Source organism: Streptomyces amakusaensis (assembly GCF_039532665.1).
GTDB lineage: Bacteria > Actinomycetota > Actinomycetes > Streptomycetales > Streptomycetaceae > Streptomyces > Streptomyces amakusaensis.
On sequence record NZ_BAAASB010000003.1, the window covers coordinates 413,895 to 432,479 of the forward strand.

15 protein-coding genes are annotated in these 18,585 nt (G+C 69.2%); 9 read left to right on the forward strand and 6 right to left on the reverse strand.

Annotated elements, in window-relative coordinates; genetic code table 11:
* Positions 1–2: 2 nt before the first annotated feature.
* Positions 3–857: a hypothetical protein gene (locus ABD371_RS06970; protein WP_344473863.1), complete on the reverse strand. Its 855-nt coding sequence runs from the start codon at positions 855–857 to the stop codon at positions 3–5.
* Between the two features lie 221 nt (positions 858–1,078).
* Between ABD371_RS06970 and tsaD the strand changes: the two genes are divergently transcribed.
* Together tsaD and ABD371_RS06980 are read left to right on the forward strand one after the other, a co-directional pair.
* Positions 1,079–2,161, forward strand: a complete 1,083-nt coding sequence (gene tsaD, locus ABD371_RS06975; RefSeq protein WP_344473865.1) for a tRNA (adenosine(37)-N6)-threonylcarbamoyltransferase complex transferase subunit TsaD — start codon at positions 1,079–1,081, stop codon at positions 2,159–2,161.
* A gap of 198 nt (positions 2,162–2,359) precedes the next feature.
* Complete coding sequence (locus ABD371_RS06980) at positions 2,360–3,448, forward strand: Gfo/Idh/MocA family oxidoreductase (protein ID WP_344473867.1); 1,089 nt, start codon at positions 2,360–2,362, stop codon at positions 3,446–3,448.
* Between the two features lie 46 nt (positions 3,449–3,494).
* On the opposite strand, the gene ABD371_RS06985 is transcribed toward ABD371_RS06980, so the two are convergent.
* Both ABD371_RS06985 and ABD371_RS06990 read right to left on the reverse strand, forming a co-directional pair.
* Positions 3,495–4,232 (reverse strand): YidC/Oxa1 family membrane protein insertase, encoded by a 738-nt coding sequence (locus tag ABD371_RS06985; RefSeq protein ID WP_344473869.1) that lies wholly within the window; start codon positions 4,230–4,232, stop codon positions 3,495–3,497.
* A gap of 98 nt (positions 4,233–4,330) precedes the next feature.
* The gene (locus ABD371_RS06990; RefSeq protein ID WP_344473871.1) at positions 4,331–4,657 is read right to left on the reverse strand and encodes a DUF6412 domain-containing protein; all 327 of its coding nucleotides are present in this window, start codon (positions 4,655–4,657) and stop codon (positions 4,331–4,333) included.
* A gap of 124 nt (positions 4,658–4,781) precedes the next feature.
* On the opposite strand from ABD371_RS06990, the gene ABD371_RS06995 reads away from it, so the two are divergent.
* The 7 genes from ABD371_RS06995 to ABD371_RS07025 all read left to right on the forward strand — a co-directional run bounded on the left by ABD371_RS06995 (position 4,782) and on the right by ABD371_RS07025 (position 14,261).
* On the forward strand, positions 4,782–5,798 hold the full coding sequence (locus ABD371_RS06995; RefSeq protein ID WP_344473873.1) for an SEC-C domain-containing protein: 1,017 nt from the start codon (positions 4,782–4,784) through the stop codon (positions 5,796–5,798).
* Between the two features lie 32 nt (positions 5,799–5,830).
* On the forward strand, positions 5,831–6,274 hold the full coding sequence (locus ABD371_RS07000; RefSeq protein ID WP_344473874.1) for a very short patch repair endonuclease: 444 nt from the start codon (positions 5,831–5,833) through the stop codon (positions 6,272–6,274).
* Positions 6,275–6,378: 104 nt separating this feature from the next.
* Positions 6,379–7,914 carry an ATP-binding protein gene (locus ABD371_RS07005; RefSeq protein WP_344473875.1) on the forward strand — a complete coding sequence of 512 codons (1,536 nt, stop codon included), beginning with the start codon at positions 6,379–6,381 and terminating at the stop codon, positions 7,912–7,914.
* Entirely contained in the window at positions 7,907–8,881 is a 975-nt protein-coding gene (locus ABD371_RS07010) for a PD-(D/E)XK motif protein (protein WP_344473877.1), read from the forward strand. The genes ABD371_RS07005 and ABD371_RS07010 overlap by 8 nt, the downstream gene beginning before the upstream one ends.
* Positions 8,882–8,897: 16 nt before the next feature.
* On the forward strand, positions 8,898–11,825 hold the full coding sequence (locus ABD371_RS07015; RefSeq protein ID WP_344473879.1) for a Z1 domain-containing protein: 2,928 nt from the start codon (positions 8,898–8,900) through the stop codon (positions 11,823–11,825).
* 90 nt (positions 11,826–11,915) lie between these two features.
* Positions 11,916–12,911, forward strand: a complete 996-nt coding sequence (locus ABD371_RS07020) for a DNA cytosine methyltransferase (protein WP_344473881.1) — start codon at positions 11,916–11,918, stop codon at positions 12,909–12,911.
* Between the two features lie 87 nt (positions 12,912–12,998).
* Positions 12,999–14,261, forward strand: a complete 1,263-nt coding sequence (locus ABD371_RS07025; protein WP_344473883.1) for a DNA cytosine methyltransferase — start codon at positions 12,999–13,001, stop codon at positions 14,259–14,261.
* Here ABD371_RS07025 and ABD371_RS07030 read toward each other — a convergent pair.
* From ABD371_RS07030 to ABD371_RS07040, 3 genes are read right to left on the reverse strand one after another with little or no spacing between them, the layout of a single operon-like run.
* Complete coding sequence (locus ABD371_RS07030) at positions 14,258–15,112, reverse strand: DUF6339 family protein (RefSeq protein WP_344473885.1); 855 nt, start codon at positions 15,110–15,112, stop codon at positions 14,258–14,260. The two genes, ABD371_RS07025 and ABD371_RS07030, sit on opposite strands and share 4 nt — an antisense overlap.
* 41 nt (positions 15,113–15,153) lie before the next feature.
* A complete protein-coding gene (locus tag ABD371_RS07035; RefSeq protein WP_344473887.1) occupies positions 15,154–16,119 on the reverse strand; it encodes a hypothetical protein in 966 nt (321 codons plus the stop codon).
* Positions 16,116–18,188, reverse strand: a complete 2,073-nt coding sequence (locus ABD371_RS07040) for a helix-turn-helix domain-containing protein (RefSeq protein ID WP_344474120.1) — start codon at positions 18,186–18,188, stop codon at positions 16,116–16,118. Before ABD371_RS07040 ends, ABD371_RS07035 begins: the two co-directional genes overlap by 4 nt.
* Between the last annotated feature and the right edge of the window lie 397 nt (positions 18,189–18,585).

An 18,585-nucleotide genomic window follows, 5' to 3' on the forward strand; every position in this document is an offset into this window, starting at 1 on the left:
GATCAGCGTCCGAGAGCGCGCAACCGGCGGGCCACCAGCGCGAACGCGCCACCGCCCAGCAGGACGACGGCGAGGGCCGCGCCGAGCCTCAGCAGTGAGCCGGGGCCGGTGGTGGCGAGTTCGTCGCGGGTGACGGTCGCGCCGTAGCCGTTGTCGTCCAGGACGGCGAACCGGTAGTCGCCGGACTCGCCGAGCCAGTCGCCGTCGTCGCCCCGGCGCTGCACGATCGCGGCGTTGACGGTGACCTGGTTGGGCGGGGTGTCGGCGGTCAGCGCGAGCCGCACCCGCACGGTGACGGCGGCCCGCGCGGGCACGGTGAACCCGCCCGCGCCGCTCTCGTCCAGGACCGCGACCACCTCGTCCTCGCCGCTCGTCTCCAGATCGGCGGGGAGCCAGCGCGAGACGGCCGGGTCGTAGAACTCCAGCATCAGCCGGTCCCTGGTCAGCCCCCGGTCGCGGGCGGCCAGGACGATCACCGGGTGGATGTTGCGGCAGGGCGCGGCGGTGGTGTTGGTCAGCTCCACGAACCAGTACTCGAAGCCGCCGCCGGGGTGGTGCACCGGGGGCCCGCCGTGGATCCGGGTGGCGATGGGGAAGTCCTTGACCGACGGGGTGCCGCAGCGGGGCTGCCGGGCGTCGGCGGCGACGGCCGCGTCCGGGGGGCGGTCGGCGGGAGGCCCGCCGCGCGGCGCTTCCGGTGGCACTGCTTCCGGTGGCGGTGCCGCCGACGGTCGCGCTTCCGCGAGGACGCTCCGCGGCGGCGGCGGTCCGGAGCCCGCGGCGGCGGTCGCGGCCGTCGCCGGGAGCGCGACGGCGGTTGCGATGGCGCCGACGACGAAGGCAGTGCGCAGTCGCATGGGAGTGGGGTGCCCTTCGCTGATCGTGCCGCGGGGCCGGGCGGGGAGCCCGTCCGACGTCCCTCTCCCCCGCGCGGGCCGTCCGATCGCGCGCCACGGCCCGGTCGCCCCCGAACAGCCGCGCGATCCCGCCCCATCAGCGTATTTCCGGGCAGGCCGCCTATCCTTATTGCACATGGGTCGCAATAGCGATCCATGGGTGAGAGTGGGAGTGGTCTGCGGTGGGCGCTGCGGTGGTGCTGGGCATCGAGTCGTCGTGCGACGAGACCGGGGCCGGTCTGGTGCGGGAGGGCAGGCTGCTGGGCCACGCCCTCGCGTCGAGCATGGACGAGCACGCCCGCTTCGGCGGAGTGGTCCCCGAGATCGCCGCGCGGGCGCACCTCCAGTCCTTCACCCCGGTCGTACGGCAGGCGCTGGACCGGGCCGGGCTGCGCATGAGCGACATCGGCGCGGTCGCGGTGACCACGGGACCCGGCCTGTCGGGAGCACTCCAGGTGGGCCTGGCCGGCGCCAAGACCCTGGCGTACTCCCTGGGCGTACCGCTGTACGGGGTGCACCACCTCGCCGGGCACGTCGCCGCCGACGCCCTGGAGCACGGCCCGCTGCCCGACCCCTGCGTCGTGCTGATCGTCTCCGGCGGGCACACCTCGCTGCTCCTCGTGCGCGATCTCGCCCGCGACCCCATCGTCCATCTGGGCGACACCCTCGACGACGCGGCGGGCGAGTGCTTCGACAAGGTCGCCCGGGTCTTCGGACTGCCCTATCCGGGCGGGCCCGCCGTCGACCGGGCCGCCCGCGACGGCGATCCGCGCGCCGTGCGCTTCCCCCGGGCGCTGACCGGGCCCGGGGACGACCCGTACGCCTTCTCGTTCTCCGGGGTGAAGACGGCCGCCGCCCGCTGGGCCGAGGGGCACCGGCTCCGGGGCGAGGAGGTGCCGGTGGCCGACGGCGCGGCCTCGCTCCAGGAGGCGGTCGCCGATGTGCTGACCCGCAAGGCCGTCGCGGCCTGCCGGGAGTTCGGCGTGGGGACGCTGGTCGTGGTCGGCGGGGTGGCCGCGAACTCACGGGTGCGCTCGCTGGCCGAGCGGCGCTGCGCGGCGGCCGGGATCACCCTGCGGGTGCCGCCGCGCGGGCTCTGCACGGACAACGGGGCGATGATCGCCGCCGTCGGCGATCTGCTGGTCCGGGCGGGCGCGGAACCCGCGCCGCTGGAGGTGTCCGTCGACCCCTCCGCCCCGCTGGAGTACGCGTCCCTCACCCCGCTCGCCCAGACTCCGGCCCGGGGTGCCGTCCGGGCCGCCTGATGACGGCCGCCGTGCACACGCGGCGGGTGCGGGGGACGGGCCGGGGTACAGGGCTGGGGTACTGGCCGGGGGACGGGGCTGGGGTACGGGCCGGGGGACGGGCTCGCCGCGTACCGCGAGGGGATCCGGCGGAGACACCGCCGGTCCGGGGCCCGCAGGCGGGTCCCGGCCGCCGGGGTCGCGTGTTTAAGTGACCCCATGACTGGTACTGGTACCGGCGCCGCCTTCCGCGTCGGACTCATCGGCTACGGACTCGCGGGCTCCGTCTTCCATGCCCCGCTGATCGCCGCCACCCCGGGCCTGGCCCTGGACACCGTGGTCACCCGGGACCCGGGCCGCCGCGAGCGGGCCCTGGCCGAGCACCCCGGCGTACGGCCGGCCACCACCCCCGAGGAGCTGTTCGCCCGCGCGGACGGACTCGACCTGGTGGTGATCGCCTCCCCCAACAAGACCCATGTCCCCCTCGCCGCCGCCGCCCTGGACGCGGGCCTCGCGGTCGTCGTGGACAAACCGCTCGCCGCCACCGCCGCCGAGGCGCGCTCCCTCGGGGCGCTCGCCGAGCGGCGCGGTCTGCTGCTCTCGGTCTTCCAGAACCGCCGCTGGGACAATGACTTCCTCACCCTGGCCCGGGTCATCGCGGACGGCGAACTCGGCGACGTACAGCGGTTTGAATCCCGCTTCGAGCGGTGGCGGCCACAGCCCAAGGGCGGCTGGCGCGAGTCCGGCGACCCCGAGGAGATCGGCGGACTCCTGTACGACCTGGGCAGCCATGTCGTCGACCAGGCGCTGACCCTCTTCGGCCCGGCTGTCAGGGTCTACGCGGAGGCCGACACCCGCCGGCCCGGGGCCGAGACCGACGACGACACCTTCATCGCGCTGACGCACGCCAACGGCGTCCGCTCCCATCTCCATCTCAGCGCGACGGCCGCGCAGCTCGGCCCGAGGTTCCGGGTGCTCGGCAGCTCGGCGGGGTTCGTGAAGTACGGCCTCGACCCCCAGGAGGCCGCCCTGCGCGCGGGCGAGCGGCCCTCGGCGGACAGCGCCGGCTGGGGCGTGGAGTGCGAGTCCGCCCGGGGCCGGATCGGGGCCGGGGAGTCCACGCTGACCGGCGGGGGCCGCCCGGTGGAGACCGTCCCGGGCGACTATCCGGCGTACTACGCGGCGATCGTCCGGGCCCTTCGCGAAGGCACTCCCCCGCCGGTCACCGCCGAGGAGGCGGCGGACGCGCTGGAGGTGCTGGAGGCGGCGCGGCGGTCGGCGGATTCGGGTGTCGTGGTCTCCCTCTGAGTCTTCTGAGTCTTCTGCGCCCTCTGGGTCTTCTGCGTCCTCTGGGTCACAGAGGATTCGTCAGCGCCCCGGCGGCCGGCATGTCCCGGTAGAGGACGGCCCGCTCGACCGCCGACCAGGTGGTGCTGGTGACGATGTAGAGCGCGGCGGCGAGCGGCACGACCGCCACCGTGATCAGGGTCGCGAAGGAGAGCAGCGGCATCATCCGGGTCATCGCGGCCATGCCGGGCGGGGTGCCCGCCTCGGCCGGGGCGGCGGCGAGCTGGCGCTTGGTACGGCGGTAGTTGAAGGTGGCGACGGCGGCGACGAGTACGAAGAGGCCGAGGTAGACCGCTCCCGCGCCGCCGAGGACCCCGCCGTCCGCGAGGGCGTCGGTCCAGCGCTCGCCGAGCGGGGCGGCGAAGAGCCGGTGATCGAGCAGCGCGTTCGGCTCGCCGCCGATGCTCGTGCTGGAGAACAGGTGGTACAGCAGGAAGAACGCCGGCAGCTGGAGCAGGCTCGGCAGACAGCCGGAGAGCGGCGACGCCTTCTCCTTGGCGTACAGCTCCATGAGCGCCCGCTGCTGGCGCTCGGGGTTGTTCCGGTGCTTCTTGCGCACGGCCGCCACCTGCGGCGCGAGCCGGGCGTTGGCCTTCTGTCCGCGGGCGGCGGCGCGGGAGAGGGGGTGGACCGCGAGCCGTACGAACGCGGTGAACAGCACGATCGCGGCGGCGGTGGCCGAGGTGAGGAAGAGCGGCTGGAGCAGTTCTGCGAGCCGCTCGACCAGACTGGCGAAAACGGACATGGGTGAGCCCTCCGAGGGGTCTCGTCGTGCCGGGATGCGAAGACATGGCGGCATGACGGTTCCGTGTGAAGGACCGCTGAAAGCTGTTGAAGGGTCCCCTACGCGGCCGTCAGGAGGGCTCGCCCCGGCGCTCGGGGGCGGGTGCGGCCTCTGGCGTCGGGATCGCGCTGGGGCAGGAAGGCGGTGCGTTTCTCACGGTCGCGGATGGCCGTGCGGATCCGGGTACGCGGTACGGCGGGGGCGCATCGGGCGCTGATGACGGCGCAGACGACGAGCGCGGTCCCGGCGGCGGCCGTGGCGGTGACGGTCGCGGCGAGCGTGAGGGCGGCGGAGAGTCCGCCGCCGTCGAGGATCAGGATCTCGACGAGCAGGAGCAGCGCGAGGACGGCGGGCCGGAGCGTGCGCGAACGCGCCCTCCACTCCATGTCCCCTCCCTCACTGTCCAGTACAACCGTTATACAGGATCGCTTTCCCGTTCCCCTCCGCTCCCTCAAAGGGGTGCCGCAGCGGCCTCTCGGTCGTCGCGCCGACCGCAGTACCGTGTCCACCATGCGCCCCGACACGCCTGCCGACCACATCGCCGAAGCCGAGCGCCTGCTGCGTACCGCGGCGCGCTACCCGGAGGACTCCGAGCCCCTGCTCCTCCAGGCCGCGGCCCACCTCGAACTGGCGGGCGCCCGCGAACGCGCCTCCGCCCTCTACGACCGCCTCACCGCCGACGGCCCCGAGCGCCCCCTGCTGGTGAAGGCCCTCCAGGCGGCGAACCTCTGGGAGTACGGCCACGAGGCGGAGGCCCGCGCCCTGATCGCCGGCATCCGCGCGGCGGCCCCCGCCGACCCGGCCCCCTGGGAGATCGTCGCCGAGACCCTGGAGTCCCACGACGAGCTGGAAGCCTCCCACTCCTGCTTCACCTCGGCGATCACCCTCCTCCTGCCCCCCGGCGACGACGAGATCCCCTACGAGATCCAGTCCCTCCTCACCGGCCGCCACCGGGTCCGCCGGCTCCTCGGCCTCCCCCACGACGCCTGGGACACCCTCGCCGACCGCGGCCACACCGCGCGGGCCGCCATCTCCCTCGACGAGCTCCACGACCCCAAACGCCTCTGGGCCCTCGGCTCCGACAACCCCGCCGAGCTCCGCGCCGAAATCGCCCGCCTCCGCTCCGAACTCGGCTCCTACCGCTCCGCCCTCTCCCGCCCCTTCCCCGTGGCGGTCCTCCACTGGCCCGAGCCCGAGCTGACCGAACTCCTCGCCGCCTACCCCGGGCTCGCCTCCGAGTACCCCACCCACGCGGCCCACCTCACCCACATCGAGTCCTCCCTCCGCGACCTCGCCTCCACCGGCACCGCCAACCTCGGCATCGTCACCTCCACCGTCCCCGCCTACGAAGCCTTCGCCGCCGCCGAACAGTCCTCCCCCGCCGACTCCGACCTCCTCCCCCAATTCACCACCACCCTCGCCGCCCGCGGCCGCGCCCTCCCCTGGCCCCCGGCGAGGACGGCGGCTTGCTGGTGCGGGGTGGGGAAGGTGTACCGGGAGTGCCACGGGGGCGAGCCGCTGGGGTGAGCGGGGGAGGTCACCGCCGGCACAATGCCCGAATGCCCGATGCCGTTCCCTCCTCCGCAGCCGTGTCCGCCCGCATGAGTCGCCAGGTCTCGCGCGACACGGCACCCGAGATCGCGGTGCGCAAGCTCCTCCACGCGGCAGGCCTCCGTTACCGCGTCAACGTGCCCGTACCGGGCATGCGCAGACGCACGATCGACATCGTCTTCGGACCGGCCAAAGTGGCGGTCTTCATGGACGGCTGTTTCTGGCACGGATGCCCTCAGCACGCGACTCGCCCCAAGGCGAACGCCGAGTGGTGGCGCGAGAAGCTCGACAAGAACATGGCACGCGACCGCGAGACCACGGAACATCTCAGGGCGCAGGGGTGGACCGTCCTGCGCTTCTGGGAGCACGAGAGTCCCAAGGCCGTCGCCCGTGCGGTGCGACGAGCACGGGAGGAGGCGGGCACCCGTGATGCCGGACCTCGATCCTCGTGAGCCACCCGCCCGATCCGATGTTCAAAACCACCGCCCCGCCGTCCGACCCGACCGATATGGTCATTGTTGATCGTGAAATTACTCGGGACGACCAAGGCGCGACAATGACCCAGGACTGGCAGTTCGACGTACCCGTCGCCGGCAGCAAGCACCTCCCGCCGGATGCGCGCTACATGGAGGCTCTGAGCAGCCAGGGGTACGGATTCGAAGTCGCGATCGCCGATCTCGTCGACAATTCCGTCGACGCGGGGGCGAAGGACGTGGTCATCCATTTCCTCCGGGACGGGGACCAACTCGTCAGCCTTCTGGTCGTGGACGACGGAAAGGGCATGGACGAGGAGGCCCTGGACGTGGCGATGACCGTCGGCGGGCGGCGTGACTACGCGTCCGACGCCCTGGGCATGTTCGGCACCGGCCTCAAGTCCGCCTCCCTGAGCCAGGCATCGGCCGTCACCGTCGTCAGCACCACGAAACGCACTCGAACCGCCGGGCGGCGCTGGCAGATGGAGAGGGCCGTCGCGGGCTTCCAGTGCGACATCGTGGATCCCGACTACGCCCAGACCCTGATCGACCGCTACGACAACGGGCGCCCGATCGAGTGGCAGGGCACCGTGGTCCGTTGGGACGGCGTCAAGGACTTCCCCAAGCACGGGGGCGGCGGGCAGACCGATCGATACCTCCATCGCACGATCAACAAACTGGGTCTGCACCTCGGTCTTCATCTGCACCGATTCCTGGCTCGCGACGATTTCAACATCACCATCGCGGTCGAGGAAGTGCGCACCGGCACGATCTACATGAATTTCGGCGTCGAACCGCTCGACCCGTTCGGATATCCGGTTCCGGGGCACCCCGATCATCCCCGCAGATTCACGGCCACGATTCCGTCGGTCGGGGGCATCGCGCTCGACGCCCACATCTGGACCCCCAAGTCCAACTTGGACGAGTACAGGGCCGTGGGCACGGTGATGGATCGGCAGGGTTTCTACTTCTACCGTCACAATCGGCTGGTGCAGGCCGGGGGCTGGAACAATTTCCGGCAACCGGAGCAGCACCTCTCCCTCGCGAGAATCGCCGTCGATCTCCCCGACACCACCGGCGACGTCTTCCGTCTCACGGTCAAGAAGTCGGGGGTGGAGACATCACCCGAGTACTCTTCCGCGCTGGAGAGGGCCACGGCCCCGGGCGGTGACACCTTCCTCGACTACCTGCGGACCGCCGAAGCCGTGTATCGCGAGGCCCGCAAGCGCTCCGGCACCACCCGCAAACCGGTCCTCCCGCCCGGCAGGGGACTCGCTCCCGCAGTGCGTGAGACGATCGAGGAAGAATTGCCCCTGATCCCCGGGGAAGAGCCGATCGCCTTCCAATGGCAGAAGCTCGACAACGAACTCTTCTTCGAGATCGACCGCGAGAACCGTACGGTACTTCTGAACAAGCACTACCGCACGGCGATTCTCGGCGGCCGCCGCGGCAGCGTCAACGACGCCCCCCTGGTCAAATCCCTGATGTACGTCCTTCTTCACCAGGTCTTCGAGAAGGAGTACAGCGGCAGCCGGGAGAAGGACAACCTTCAGCTGTGGCAGTCGATCCTCGTCTCCGCGGCCCGGGCCGAGCTGGACAGAGTGGCGGACGATGACTGACGGACCGCATGTCCCGTGGCAGTCCGTCGAGCACTACCTCGGAGAGAATCAGGCGACGACCTACCGCCTGTCCGCCCCCTCCGCCCACCCCGAGGTCTCCTATGTCGTGGGGGACGGCGACAGTGGAATCGCCCTCTACGTCGAACTGGACCGACGCCATCGCCCACCGCTCTCGCCGCTGCCGTCCATCCGCATCGATCAGATCGCGGAGAGGGGTATGCGCATGGCTCGCATTCGAACGACACAGGCGGCCCTCGTCCGAGATTTCCATGACCTCCTGAATGCCGTCGCCGACCGCATCGTGACGCACGAGCGCACCCTCGACCAGGCCTTCGGGGAGACGGTACGAGCCTGGAGCGCTCTGCTCGACCGCCCACGCGGGGCGAGCCCCGAGAAGCGCATCGGACTGATCGGCGAACTCTCGGCCCTCGCGTCGATCGCCCGTGCGGACGGTTGGCACACCGCGGTCGAGTCCTGGAAGGGGCCGGAGGGGGAGGAGCACGACTTCGGGCTGCCCGACATGGACGTGGAGGTGAAGACCACGTCGTCCGAGCAGCGATGCCACACCGTTCACGGGCTCGGCCAGCTCACCCCCACGCCGGGCCGCCCCCTGTGGATGGTCTCGCTGCAACTCACTCGCGGCGGGAAGGGCGGCCGCACGCTCTCCGACTGTGTCCACTCCGTCCGCCGGGCGGTGGGCGAGGAGGCCCCGGCCATGACGGATCGACTCGACAGGCTGCTCGACGCGGCAGGTTGGGTCTCCGACGCCCCGGACGACGAACGCTGGCGCCTGCGCACCGCCCCCGTGTCCCTCCTCGTCGACGAGTCACTGCCCCGTCTGCACACCGAGTCGGTCCCGAGGCAATTTCGCGACCGAATTCGAAATGTCACCTACACCCTCGACATCAGCGCTGCGAGAACGGCGGGCGAACCACCCGCCGCCCTGGTCGACATCACCGTTCCGTAAGGCCGAGGAATCATCGATGAAAAAAACCGAAACACTCCGAATCACCCTGCACACCTCGGCACTCGCGGGCATGGACAGCCGCCCCAAGAACCTGTTGCGCGCGCTCTCCTACCAGGCCGAGGACGAGGGTCCCGAGGCGGATTCCCTCGCCACGGAGGAGGACTTCCGCGAGACACTCGCCGCCGCCCATCCCACGGATCAACTGGTGGAACTGTGGCGCAAGCAGCTCACCCAGTGGGACTACCTGGAGAACCCTCCGTGGACGGATTCGGAATCCCGCACGGACGAGCGTCGTGCCACGACCCTGGCCCTTCTCGGCCTGTCGGACGACACCCAGCGGCTTCTCGACCTGTTGGTACCGGTACCGCGGGCGTCCGGACCCGTCGTGATCAGTGAAACCTTCACTCCCTGGTACACCCCTCAGTCCCAGCAGGGTCGAAGCTGGTACTGGCCCGCGTACCGCCGGCTGCTGTCGGAGCAGAAGAAATGGCCGGAGACCGCGATCGCGAGCCTCGACTCGGCCTCGGACCGGGTGGTGGAACGCCTCGCCGACCCGACCTCCGAGACCGCCTACCAGTCCAAGGGACTGGTCGTCGGTTATGTCCAGTCCGGAAAGACGGCGAACTTCACCGGTGTCATCGCCAAGGCCGTGGACGCCGGCTACCGCCTGGTCATCGTGCTCGGGGGGACCCTGAATCTGCTGCGCGCGCAGACCCAGCGGCGACTGGACATGGAGCTGGTGGGACGCGAGAACATTCTGCGCGGCGCTTCCGAGTACGAGTCCGACTACGCGGACGACCCGGCCTGGCCCCAGGGCAGGTTCCTGTCCCACGGCGGGCTTCCCTCCGCGCTCGGAGGCTTCGACATCGTCCGGATGACCACACGGGACAACGACTACAAGAGCCTCCTTCAGGGGATCATCGCCCTGGAGTTCGACAAGCAGGAACCCGCGCTCCCGCTTCACGACCCCAGGAATCTGCACCGTTCCCAGGCTCGACTCATGGTGGTCAAGAAGAACAGCCAGGTCCTCACCAAGCTGGTCAAGGACCTCGGCAAGATCAAGACTCCGCTCACGGAGATCCCGGTCCTGATCATCGACGACGAATCCGACGAGGCATCGGTCAACACCTCGAATCCGAACAGGCCGGATTCGGAACGCACCGCCATCAACAAAAAGATCTCGGAACTCCTCAAGATCCTTCCTCGTGCGCAGTACGTCGGATACACAGCGACTCCGTTCGCCAATGTATTCATCGACCCGAGCGACACCGAGGACATTTTCCCCAAGGACTTCATCGTCTCCCTCCCGCGCCCGGAGGGATACATGGGGGTCCAGAACTTCCACGATCTGGATTCCCCGATCCCCCGGGAGGAGAGGACCTTCGCGAACTCCAACGAGAAGGCCCATGTCCGCGACATCCTCCTGGACTCCGAAGAGGACGACACGGCGTTGCAGAGCGCGATGGACATGTTCGTCCTCACCGCCGCCATGAAGCTCTACCGCGAGGACAACGGTCTGGGCGACCGCCACTTCCAGCACCACACCATGCTCATCCACGAGTCCGTGCGCACCGCCGACCACCGCGAACTCAGGGGGCGCGTGCACAAGATGTGGTGGTCCGCCGGCTACACGGGGGCCTCGGGCCACGCCCGCCTCCGCGAGCTGTTCGACAACGACGTCGCGCCGGTCTCCCGGGTTCGCTCCGACGGTTTCCCCACCCCCGCCTCGTACGACGACCTCTCCCCGTACATCGGTGCGGCCGCGATCCGCATCGGGGGCGACGATCAACCGATCATCGTCGTCAACGGCGACAAGGACATCGAGAACGGGGAGGCCGACTTCGACAAGCGCCCCCTGTGGAAGATCCTCATCGGCGGACAGAAACTCGCCCGGGGCTTCACCGTCGAAGGCCTGACCGTCACCTACTACCGTCGCCGGACGAACAACGCGTCCACCCTGATGCAGATGGGCCGCTGGTTCGGCTTCCGCAAGGGGTACCGGGACCTGGTCCGGCTCTACCTGGGCCGTGACGAGACCATGGGCACCAAGGACATCGACCTCTACGAAGCGTTCGAGGCGATCTGCCGCGACGAGGAGAGCTTCCGCGGCCAGCTGGAGCAGTACTCGGTACTGATCGACGGCGAGCCCCAGGTCACGCCCGAGCGGGTGCCGCCACTGGTCTCGCAGCATCTGTCCTGGCTGAAGCCCGCGAGCGCGAACAAGATGTACAACACCAGGCTGGTGGAGATCCACTCCCCGGGGAAGTGGGAGGAACCGACGGCCTACCCGTCGGGGGTGGCGGCACTGCGGCACAACACGGCGCTGTGGACTCCGGTCCTGGAGTCACTGCCCGACTCGCCCGACGCCTTCTCCTACAACTTCGGCGACGGCGACACCCACCACCGTTTCAACGCGCTGGCCGGACGGCTCGACGCCGAGGAGTTCCTCGACCTGGTCCAAGCACTGAAGTGGGACGCTCCCGGGCGTTTCGGCCCCCATCTCGCCTACCTCAAGGAGATCACCCGCCTGTCGCAGGTCGACGACTGGACGGTGATCGCCCCGCAGCACATCTCCAAGAACAACCGGTGCTCCGTCGGCGCGTCGTCCCGCGCCTTCTCCTGGTTCGGCCGGCGACGCCGCAGAGGGGACGCGTTCGGTGCCATCAGCGAGCCCAAGCACCGACCGGCGGCCCTTCGCATCGCCGGCGCCCTGTCCCACGGCGGCAACGACACGGTCGAGGGACTCGTGGCGGAGCGGCGCGGTGTGGTGTGCCTCTATCCCGTGGTGGAGCCGGCGCACAGGGCGGGGATCGAGGCGACCGGCACCGTCGAGCCCGGCCAGGTCGTCATGGCGTTCACCTTCGTCGCTCCCGCGTCGGCCCGCAGCAGCGACGGCAAGGTGCTGCGCTTCACCACCATCGACTCCGGGGACACGGCCCGGTGAAGTGAGATCGCGGAACCCGCCCGGAGTGGCCGTGCGCAGAGTGCACGCGCTTACCATGGGGCTTCGGGCGGTCACCGCGAGGAGGCACGGGTGGGGGAACGACGTTTCACCGCGATCGAGCTGTGCGCGGGCGTCGGTGGCCAGGCACTGGGGCTCGAACGCTCCGGATTCGACATCGTCGGCGCGGTCGACATCGACGCCGACACCTGCGCGACCCTCACCCTCAACCGACCCGGTTGGTACACGGTCCACGAGGACATCAACACGATCGAGCCCGCGAATCACGCTCCCCTGGACCACGCCGACGTCCTGAGCTGCGGCCTGCCTCGTTCCCCCTACTCGATCGCCGGGAAGCAACTCGCCGGCGGTGACACCCGTGACGCATTGAGAGCCGCGCTCGACATGGCTTCCTACGTCCGCCCCCGAGTCCTGGTGCTGGAGAACATTCCCGGCTTTCTGCAATCGGCGAAGTTCAATGCCGAACGGAACGCGGTGCACGAGGCCGTCGAGGATCTCGGATACGCCATGGAGTCGTCCGTGCTGCACTCCACCGATTTCGGAGTGCCTCAACGCCGACCGCACGGATTCATCGTGGCGATGCACCCCGATGACATGGCCTGTTTCGCATGGCCCGAGCCGTCCGGAGATGCCTGCCCCACCCTGGGGGAGACACTGCACGCCTCGATGGCCTCGAACGGCTGGCCGGAGGCGGATGACTGGGCAGCCGGGGCGTCGGAGCCCGCGCCTCTGATCATGGGCGGAGCCACCGGTCGAGGAGGCGCGGATCTCGGGGCGAGCAGAGCGAAGGCCATCTGGGCCCGCCACGGCGTCTACGGAGGCAGCATCGGCGACGCTGTGCCGGACGCCGACTTCCGGCGGAACTTCGGGGTCGAGCCCCGGTTCGGACTGCCCAGGATCACCGTGGATCAGGTGGCGCTGCTCCAGGGGTTTCCCGACGACTGGAAGATCTCCGGCAGGAAGACGTCCGCGTACCGGCAGATCAGCCAGGCCACACCTCCACCGGTCGCAGCCGCGCTCGGCGGACGGATCATGGACGCGCTGCGTCACTCGTCGCGCAGGGCGTGATCAGGAATCAGCCACTGCGGTGGCGGGGAGCCCGACAAGCAAGGTCGACCCGTTTTGATCGATCAGCCGGCAGTAGACTCACTCCCCATGGCGACCCCCACCAGTGACACCGCGACGGACTCAGCGCGCGACGAGACCAAGATCAAAGTGGTGGACCTGTTCTCGGGTGCCGGCGGATTTTCGGCCGGCTTTCGCTCGTACGAACCTCAGGGCCCGGGCTCCTCGCCCTTCGAGTCGGTGGCCGCCGTGGAGTTCGACGAGGCGGCGGCAGCCACCTACGCGGCGAACTTCGGCACCTCGCACATCGCCAATGTGGACATCGCCACGTGGGACGCGAAGCCGTACGCGGACCGGGTGGACGTCGTGGTGGGCGGTCCCCCGTGTCAGGGTTTCTCGGCCCTGAACAGGGACAATCTGGAGAAGAAGCCCCCGAAGAGCGAAGATCCCCGAAACACTCTCTGGCGCGAGTACATGCGGGTGGTCACCACGATCAAGCCCAAGTTCTTCATTCTGGAGAACGTGGATCGCTTCCTGCGCTCGGAGGAGTTCGACAGCCTGATCGAGGCAACGAAGGAAGGCGGAGCGCTCTCCGACTACGTGGTGCACCACAAGATCCTCAACGCGGCGGACTACGGGGTGCCCCAGGCCAGACGACGGGCGATCGTGATCGCGACGCGCAGGGATCAGGGTGAGCCCCTGCGCCACCCCGACCCCACGCACGCCCGCAAAAAGCCCGCCCACAAAACATCTGCTCGGCAGGCGACCCTCGACGGGTGCGAGCGCACCGCCGACCAGCCCCTTCCTTGGGTCTCCGTGGGTGAAACAGTCTTTGCGAACACCCCCAGGAAGGCCCCCCGAAAGGAATTGCCGACGCGAGAGGGAAAGCCCCTGGGAACCACTCTCCCGGGGCCGTACAAAACGACAGAACTCCACATCGGACGAACACCCGTACCCCTTTCCATCGCCCGATACAAGGCGATCGGAAAGGGAGGGAACCGCAAGGATCTCGAAGGCAAATGGGCGACCGTCAATGGAAAGGAAACTTATCTTTCCACTCCGAGCTGGGACAGGCACAAGAAGGGCTCCGGCGACGTCATGGGCCGCATGCATGAGGATCGACCTTCTGTGACCATTCGCACGGAGTTCTACAAGCCGGAGAAGGGCCGCTACCTCCACCCCGTCGAGGACCGTCCCATCACCCACCTCGAAGCGGCGTTGATCCAGGGATTCCCCTCCGACTTCCTCTGGTACGGCAGCAAGATCGAGATTGCCCGCCAGATCGGCAACGCGGTCCCGGTCGGCCTGGGCCGTGTGCTCGCCCAGGCCATCCACGAGAAGCTGAGCCGCTAACCGGTCCCCTCGCCCGCAGGGGCGTCCCCGGCCTCACGGGTCTTGCCGCGAACCGGCGCGTTCTTGAAGAGTTCCTCGAACCAGGCGGTCAAAGTCTCGGCCGAGGCGTGGGGAACGCTGCCGTCGTTCGGCCCCTGGGGCAGGGTGTCGTACTGGACGGTCGGCGCGTCCTCGGCGTCGAGAATCCACTCCCGCAGCGCCTCGGCGTCCGACAGCTCGTCGGGGGCCAGGGCCTCGTAGACCAGTGTCGCGCCGGCGGCGTTCGCCACGGATGCGGCGGCATTGACGTCACGGCCGGTGCGGGCCGTTTTTCCGTGCAGCCTCAAGAACGCCTGAGCGGCGGGGCGGTGTTGGATCATCTCCAGTCGCATGACCGTGTTCAGGATGTCCTGATTCCCGCAGGCGAGTTCCGCCGGAGCGTAGTTCCTGCCGTCCCGGAAGAGTTCGGCGGCCCACCACAGCCGGGAGAAGCACTGGACGTCCCACCGACCGGAGAACCGGGCGGCCTGCCCCACTTCCCGTCCGCTCTCCCCCCGGCCCCAGCGCCACCGAACGACGTCCGGTGCCACGCACAGGCCGAGGAAGTTCCAGATGCCCGTGTCGGCAGCCTCGGCCCTGGTGAGGCGAAGAGTGCGGTGGAGCCTGGGGGCCAGCCAGGCGTCGCCGGCCGTGGGCGTCTCGGGGAATCGGCGCATCGCCTCGTCGAACAACTCGCGCAGGGGCGCGACGGCCCAGCGAACGCCGTCGTCGAGGGGTTCGTCGACCGTTTCCTCGAAGAGTGCGAAGGAGAGGTTCTCGTACCCCTTCAGAACCCGGGGAGTCAGGGCACGGGCGGCGGCGGAGTCCGCCAACCGGCCGATCCTGTCCGGCGTTCTCGAACGTGATCGCGAACTCACGCGTCCCCCTTGGGCTCGGCGAGACGTGCCAGGGCACGCACACTGTTCGCCACGGTTCTCTGTTTCTTGGAACTCACGGTCGCCGCATGCATCAGTCGCGCGTGCAGATCGGCACCGCCCTCGCCGTTGGCACGGCGACCCACCAGTTCGGCAAGCGCCTCGTCCGGTGAACTGGTGGGGAAGAAGTCCGGAAGCATCCGACGCAGCACCTCTTCCTGCCATCCCCCGGGCCACTCCGGCCGATCGCCGTCCGTCGCGGACGCGTACAGGGCGGTGTTGAACATCGCGGTCCAGGCCTCGGAGGCGATCTGGCTCGCCAAGATCTCGCGAGCGAGCTTCTGTTCCGCCCCTGATGCGTTGTCGAGCAGCGCGCGAAAACCCTCCACGGCCGAGTTGAGATAGAGAACCGGCTCGTCGGCCTCCGCGTGAAGAACCCAGGGATCGTCACGGAAGTCGTGGAGGAAGGAATGCTCCGGGAAATTCTTCCACACCATTTTGACACTGCGCTGCCGTGTCGGCTGCTTGGCCTCGAAGTCCGCGCTCCACGGATTCTCCGCCCTGCCGATCAGGCGACCCTCGACACCCTTCACCTCGGCCACGATCCACGCGTCGATCTCACAGCGCCCCACGTGTTCGCCCCGGCGGAGTTCCACCTCTCCGTCCCAACGGCCCTCGCCGTCGGGACGGAGAGGGAAGGACAGGCGTATGTTCGTCCGCCGGTTCCGCACCGATGCCACACACACGGGAGAGGACCAGAGCCCGGAATCCAACTCGTCGGCGTCCACGGACACCGATATCTTGATGCGAATCTCGTCCCACTCGCGCTTGACCGCGTGGAGCGCGATCACCCGCTCGCCGTCGGAGATGGAATTGAGGCTGAGCGGAATGTTGTCCACCCATACTTTCTCCACGGTGAGTCCGACGTCACCGACAAGGATCGGGTAGGGAAAGGCGGTCTTCACTCCACGATCTCCTTGGCCCTCGGCACGTCCACCTCGACGCAGGACATCTCGGCCGCGACCGGATGGCTCGACACGTCCGTAACTCCCCTGAACACAGCCCGCCTCGCGCCTTCCCTGAAGCGCAGATTCCCGCGCTTCGTCAACTCGCAGTCCCGTTCCGGGACCAGTGTCCCCGCCCATCGGACGGGCAGGTTCGTGCCGGACCGCACGACGAATCGCGCAACGGGGGAAAGGAGCCACGGCTCTTCCCGCTCGGGCAGCTTCACCGTCACCCTGACACGCCAGGCACCGTTCTCCGCGACCTCGCCCTCCACCGCGTGCACCGTGGGGAATCCCTGGGTGCGCGCCCTGGGGGGTGCGTCGAGCTTCAGCAGATCCTTCAGGACCTGTGGCCCCTCGTCGGCGTCCGTCTCCTCGTCGTCGCTCCGCAGCAGATCGCGAACGGCGTGCTCGGCGGCCTTCTTGAAGTCGAGAATGCGCTGACGCGCTCCGCGGACATAGGTGGCGGTCAGATCCTCGGTACCGGTCCAGTCGTTGTGGTCCGGGGGTTCGGCCGTACGCAGGAACTGCTCGGCCTCCTCCGCGTCCGGCCCCTCACTCCCGGTCGCCGTCCCGGCGAGCAGGACCGCCTGGAATCGGCGGTGCCCCAGGGGAAGGTCGCCGACCCTCTTGCTCCTGACCACCATCCGGGTGGCCCTCATGAAGGTGATGCGGTCCGGCGTCGGGTCGTCGTCGGTCGTCGGGGTGACGAGAAGCACCGCCTCGTGGGTCCTCGTCGGAGCGCCGGGGGCGGCCCCCTTGCGGGCGGGGAGCTCGAGAGAGACCGTCGCCCGCAGCACATCGTCACGTGCGGTCAGTTCGGTCCCGGTCCGGCCGTCGAGGAACGCCTTCACCGCACGGGATCTCGCCGGCTCGTGCTCATGCGGATCGATGGGGCGCTCGGGCCTGACGATCCGACCGTTGCGCAGTGCCGTGACGGACGCCCGAAGCAGAGGCCCCGACTCCTCCGAACCGACCATGGAGGCCCAGAAGTTGTGGGCGACCCCCGACGTGAGCTGTTCGTACATCTCCTCCAGCTCCTCGGTGTCACCCGAACCGTCGTAGGCGCCCACGACGAGGAACGAGGTTCCGGGGGCCGAGTCGCCTCTCTCCAGATGGAGTGATTCCGCCGTGGCGCTGTCGGCCCACCAGGACCGGGCGGAGTCCTTGCGGTCCGGGTCCTTGACACCGAACCAGGCGGGTCCCGCGTACTCCTCATCGGCCAGTGCGTGCCAGGGGAGTTCGAGCCTGCCGGTCACCCTGCGCTCGTGCCGGCCGTCCTGGCTCTCGGACAGGGAGCTGTTCACCAGCACCAGGCCGAAGCGGCTCGCCGCCCAGAGCGCCGCCTTCCCGAGGCCGTACGAGCCTCCCTGCGTTCCGACCTTCCCGCTGTCCAGCGTTCGCCGGACGACCCGGGCGAATCGGCCGTCGGCGTACTCCGGGCCCGTGAGACCGCTCGCGTTGTAGTCGTCGACGCGGAGCAGCACGAGGCGTCCGGTCCGCTCCAGCTGATTCAGGCCGTCCGCCAGGACCCGTCCGGCCTTCTGCCGGGGGTCCGCCGCGACCCGGAGGTGCGGCTCCAGTTCTCCCCATCGCAGGGCCTTCAGGAAGTCCTTCAGACGACTGCCTGTCAGCTCGTGCAGCACGAAGCGCGAGTGGACGGGTTGATCGGTCTTGAAGCGCTCGTCGAGGCTGTTCTGGGTGGCCTCGCGGGCGAGCACCTCAAGGTTGGCCGCGAACGCGTACGCCGCCGCGTTGCCCCCGTTCCGACTGCCGTCCTCCGGGGCCTTCTGAAAGATCCACTCCACCTCGGACGCGGTGGCTTCCGGCGGCCGGCGAATCACGGCGTCGGCGACGGTGACTTCGAGGGCCTTGGCTATGGCCTCGATCTTCTCGCGGCGCGGGACGGTCCTGTTGTGCGCCCAGGCGTTCACCGCGGCGGGTGTGACCCCCACCAGAGCGGCCAACTCCTTCTGCGACATGTCTCGCCGGCGCAACATCTCCACCAACCAGACCGCGAAGTCCTGCATCAGTCCCACACACCCCTCTCGCCCCTGTGGCTCAGCCGATCGTACGGCTTTCACTTCATCAAGGCCACCAGGATGAAGAGTTGCTATATCGAGGGATGGGCATAACTCTCATATGCCCCATGTCGACCTCTTCAGCCCCCACAGAAGGGAGAGATCAACTCTCGACATGATCCGAGTGGACAGGTGTACGATCATTCACCATCTGGGGCGAACCCCCTCAACTCCGCACCACAGGAGGAGGCGTGAGCGGGATTTGCAACGTTCGGGCGCGAACGAGAGGGAGAGCGCGCTCCGCAGCACCGAAGCACCAGATGGGCAATACGGGATAAATATGGGCATTTACCCATGCACTCGCAGGCGGCCACCAGGCCTGCCCGAAGATCGCAGAAGGGATTTT